The organism is Deltaproteobacteria bacterium (genome assembly GCA_016875225.1).
Classification (GTDB): domain Bacteria; phylum Myxococcota_A; class UBA9160; order SZUA-336; family SZUA-336; genus VGRW01.
In genome coordinates, this window is record VGRW01000145.1 from 1 (window position 1) to 4,207 (window position 4,207).

5 protein-coding genes are annotated in these 4,207 nt (G+C 68.3%); 1 reads left to right on the forward strand and 4 read right to left on the reverse strand.

Annotated features, from left to right (window positions below):
• Positions 1–237: 237 nt before the first annotated feature.
• The 4 genes from folE to lexA are packed head-to-tail and all read right to left on the reverse strand — an operon-like array spanning position 238 to position 2,177.
• Positions 238–792: a GTP cyclohydrolase I FolE gene (gene folE / locus FJ108_18015; GenBank protein MBM4337788.1), complete on the reverse strand. Its 555-nt coding sequence runs from the start codon at positions 790–792 to the stop codon at positions 238–240.
• 17 nt (positions 793–809) lie between these two features.
• Positions 810–1,196, reverse strand: coding sequence for a 6-carboxytetrahydropterin synthase (locus FJ108_18020; GenBank protein ID MBM4337789.1), 387 nt, complete (start codon positions 1,194–1,196; stop codon positions 810–812).
• On the reverse strand, positions 1,193–1,525 hold the full coding sequence (locus FJ108_18025) for a 6-carboxytetrahydropterin synthase (GenBank protein MBM4337790.1): 333 nt from the start codon (positions 1,523–1,525) through the stop codon (positions 1,193–1,195). Before FJ108_18025 ends, FJ108_18020 begins: the two co-directional genes overlap by 4 nt.
• 49 nt (positions 1,526–1,574) lie before the next feature.
• Positions 1,575–2,177, reverse strand: a complete 603-nt coding sequence (lexA, locus tag FJ108_18030) for a transcriptional repressor LexA (GenBank protein ID MBM4337791.1) — start codon at positions 2,175–2,177, stop codon at positions 1,575–1,577.
• Between the two features lie 101 nt (positions 2,178–2,278).
• Here lexA and FJ108_18035 point away from each other — a divergent pair, with 101 nt between their 5' ends.
• Positions 2,279–4,138, forward strand: a complete 1,860-nt coding sequence (locus tag FJ108_18035; GenBank protein ID MBM4337792.1) for a hypothetical protein — start codon at positions 2,279–2,281, stop codon at positions 4,136–4,138.
• The last annotated feature ends 69 nt before the right edge of the window (positions 4,139–4,207 follow it).

The following is a 4,207-nucleotide window of genomic DNA, read 5'->3' on the forward strand; positions in this document are numbered from 1 at the left end:
CAGCTCCGCTTGCGACCAGTCCCTGCGCCTCGATTCGACGCAGCGTGTCAAAATCTGCCTGCAAAAAAACGGCTCCACTCACACTCCGGCCGTCTCGCAAGACGCGCCAGAGGGGGGGCCGGTTCTGAAGAGCAGGCCTCGGTGCCTGCTTTTCGTCGCGCACCGTATGAGACTTGAACCCCCCTGTCAAGAAGAGAACCCGCACGCGGCTTCTGACGCAAGCCGCCGTGCGCGGATTCAGGCGACGCGGGCGTTGTGGATCAGCTGCACGAACTCGGCGCGGGTCTTGGGATCGGACTCGAACTCGCCGAGCATCGCGCTCGAGATCGCGTAGGAGTTCTGCTTCTGGACGCCGCGCATCATCATGCACAGGTGGCGGGCCTCGATGATCACGGCAACCCCACGCGGCTGCAGAACTTTCTCGATCGCGCGGGCGATCTCGTTGGTCAGCCGCTCCTGAACCTGCAGGCGTCTGGAGTACATCTCGACCAGCCTCGGAATCTTCGAGAGTCCGACGATCTTGCCGTTCGGCACGTACGCCACGTGTGCGCGGCCGAAGAACGGGAGCAGGTGGTGCTCGCAGAGGCTGTAGAAGTCGACGTCCTTCACGATCAGCATCTCGTTGTCGGACTCTTCGAAGACCGCCTCGTTCAGGATCTTCTGGGGATCGAGCTCGTAGCCCTGGGTGAGGAACTCGAACGAGCGGGCGACGCGGCCGGGCGTACGCACGAGCCCCTCGCGCTCCGGCTTCTCGCCGATCTCGCGCAGCAGCTCCTCGATCAGGCCCTCGATCTTGCTCATCCGCCCCATCAGCTCCCGAAGTACTCGACCGAGTTGTTGCCGGTCTCGATCAGGCGCACGCAGGTCAGACGCGCCGGCTCGAGCGCGACGCAGAGCGTATCCCAGATGTGTCGGGCGATGTTCTCCGCCGTCGGCACGACGAGCCGGAACGCGGCGACTTCACGGTTCAGCAGGCGCGCGTCGAGCTCGTCGAGGACGCGTGAGCGAACGATCGCGTCGAGCGCATCGCCCGACGGCCCGGCCCCCTCGAGTGTGAGCTCGAAGCGGTAGTTGTGGCCGTGCCCGGCGGGATTCGCGCACTTGCCATAGACGGCGCGGTTTCGTTCGTCGCTCCAGTCCGAGCGCGCGAGCACGTGCGCCGCGGAGAACTCGTAGCGGCGGAGCGTTCGGATCAACGGGTGACCTCGATGGTCAGATCGCGCGTCGGGCTGAGCCGCACGCGGTGCAGAAGACCGCTCGGCAGGGCCTTGTCGAGAAGCTCGAAGAGCAGCGAGGCGAAGCGCTCCGGCGTCGGGGCGCGGTCGCGAAAATACGGTGTGTCGTCGTTCAGGCAGCGGTGGTCGAAACGCGCCTCGACCTCGCGCTCGAGCACCGACTTCAGATCCTTCAGGTCGATCAACATCCCGGTCTCGCCGTCCACCGGTCCCGCGAGCGTGACCTCGAGCTCCCAGTTGTGGCCGAGCGTCGCGCCCGAGGCGTCGCGATACGAGGCGGAGAATTCCATCCGACGGGTGATCAGCACGGTCGTCGCGGCCTCGGATGGTCGTGCCGAATCAGAAGTTCCGCACCAGCCCGATCACGACGCCCTGAACCTCGACGTCCTCGGCCGGGAACTCCATCGGCGACAGCGCGGCGTTTGCTGGCACCAGGCGGACCTTTCCGCCGTCCTGGTAGAAGCGCTTCAGCGTGCACTCCTCGCCTCGGATCAGCGCGACCACCGTCTCGCCGCCGCGCGGGTTCTTTCGCGATTCGAGCACGACCACGTCGCCATCGACGATGTGGTCGTCGATCATCGAGTCGCCCGCGACGCGAAGTGCGAAGCAATTCCTGCGCGCGACCATCTCGGGAGGGACGGCGATCGTGTCGGGGATCGCGATCGCCTCGATCGGCCGTCCGGCCGCGACGCGCCCCAGCAGCGGGATCTCGACGCTGGCCGGCGCGGGCTCGTCGCGGACCACCTCGATCGAGCGACTGCGGTTCCAGGCCTTCCGCAGCAGGTTCTTTTCGACGAGGTTCTGCACGTGCTTGTGAACCGTCGCCACGGACGAGAGGCCGAACCGCTCTCCGATCTCCTCGAGGCTCGGTGCGTACCCCTCTCGCTCCAAGTACTCGCAGACGAAATCGAAGATCTCTTTCTGTCGCTTGGTGAGGTGCATTCGAACCTCCATGGCCCCGGGACTGGGGCGCTCGTCCTTACTCTACCCCGCGAAAGTCCCCGGCGGTGAAAGACCTTCGCGCCGCGACGCTACTCGAAAGAATGGCGAAAATCAATCGCTGGCTCGCGCCTCTGGCCGCGCTCGCGGGCGCCGCCGCCTGGTTCGCTCCGTCGGTCGCGGGCTCGGACCTGTGGTGGCACCTGGCGGCCGGCCGCGAGATCTGGGAGAGCCTGCGCCTGCCGACCGTCGACTCGTTCTCGTTCACCTTCGCCGGCCGCCCCTGGATGCACCACGAGTGGCTCTGGGGCGTCGGCTACTGGCTCGCCTGGGAGATCGACCCGCAGCTCGTCGCCTGGGCGAACTTCGCGCTGCTCCTGGCGATCTTCGCGCTCGGCTTCGAGGTGGCCCGCCAACGCAGCGGCAGCGATTTCGGCGCGGTTCTCGCGATCTGGGCGGCCGCGGCGACCTGCCACTGGTTCCTCGACATCCGGCCGCACGAGCTCTCGCTGCTCTTCCTCGGGATCTTCCTCTGGACCCGGCGCGCGCCGTGGGCGCCCTGGCTCTGGCCCGCGCTGATGGTGCTCTGGTGCAATCTGCACGGGGGCTTCGTGTTCGGCTTCGGCGCGATCGGCCTGTTCGCCCTGGTCGAGACCGCACGCGCTTCGCTCGAAGTGCGGCGCCCGGTGATCGACGCGCGGCTCTGGGCCGGGGTCGCGCTCTCCGGGCTCGCGTTCCTGTGCAATCCGTGGGGCTGGCGGATCCTCGAGTATCCGATCGCCTATCTCGATTCGAGCTCTCCGTTCCGCGACATACTCGAGTGGCAGCCACCGGGCGCAAGCCTCGATGTCCGCGGCTTCTCGGGCCGATTCACCTGGCTCCTGATCGCGAGCGCCGCAGGAGCGGCGCTCGAGCTGCGCTCGCGCAAGCGCGACCCGTATCTCGTCCTGCTCGCAGGCGTCGCCTGCGCGATGGCTCTCACCTCGCGCCGATTCATTCCGCTCTTCGCGCTCACGGCGCTGCCGCTCACCGCTCGGCTCTTCGCGCGGCTCGGCGAGCCGCTGCTGAGCCGGCTGCCGCAACGGCTCGCTGCGCCGGCTCCTTCGGCCGCGATTCTCGCGGCGCTCCTGGTCGCGGCCGGACTTTGGAGCGGCATCCGGCTCACTCCGGGCATGCTCGAGCGCTGGACGGAGTCACAGCTCTACCCGCGCGCCGCGCTCCGCTACCTGCGCGCGCTCGAGCCCGGACCCCGCCTGCTCAATCACTACAACTGGGGCGGGTACGTGATGCTCCACGCTCCCGAATTCAAGGTCATGATCGACGGCCGCGCGAACACGCTCTACGACGACAAGACCTATCTCGACTATCTCGCGCTCTCCGCGGCGCGCGAAGGCCTCTCGTCGCGACTGGCGCAGTACCCGGTGGACGCGGTCCTGGTCCCGCAGGGCTCGAGCCGGTTGGCCGACGCGCTCTCGGGCCCGAGCCACGGCTGGAAGATCGTCTACACGGATCTGGTGGCGACCGTGCTGCTGCCGCCGGGCTCGGCCCGGCTGCGCCGAGCGCTGCCCTCTCCCGACGAGGTCCTGCGCGACGAGCCGGATTGGCTGTTGATGCGCGCGATCCGCGCGTCGAGCGACGGCCGAAGCGAGGAGGCGCGCGCGCTGATCGAGACCGTGATCGAGCGCGAGCCGCTCTTCGTCCGCGCCTACGGCCAGCTCGCGGAGCTCCACGCGAGGGCCGGCGACGCGGCGGGAATCGCCTCGGCGATCGAGCGCGGAATCGCCGCCGAGCCGCGCTCGAGGCCGTCCCTGCGCATGTACGAGGCGATCGCCTACGAGGTGCTCGGCGACGCAACGCGAGCGCGCGAAGCGCTCGAGCAGGCGATTCCGCGCGGGCCGTTCTCGCGCCCGGAGAACGCTCTCGCCCGCCTCGCCGAGCTCGAGAACGCCCCCGCGAGGCGTTGACTTCGAACCCGGCCGCCGTACCATCGGCCGCGCCTGGCACTCCGTCTACGAGAGTGCCAACCAACCGAA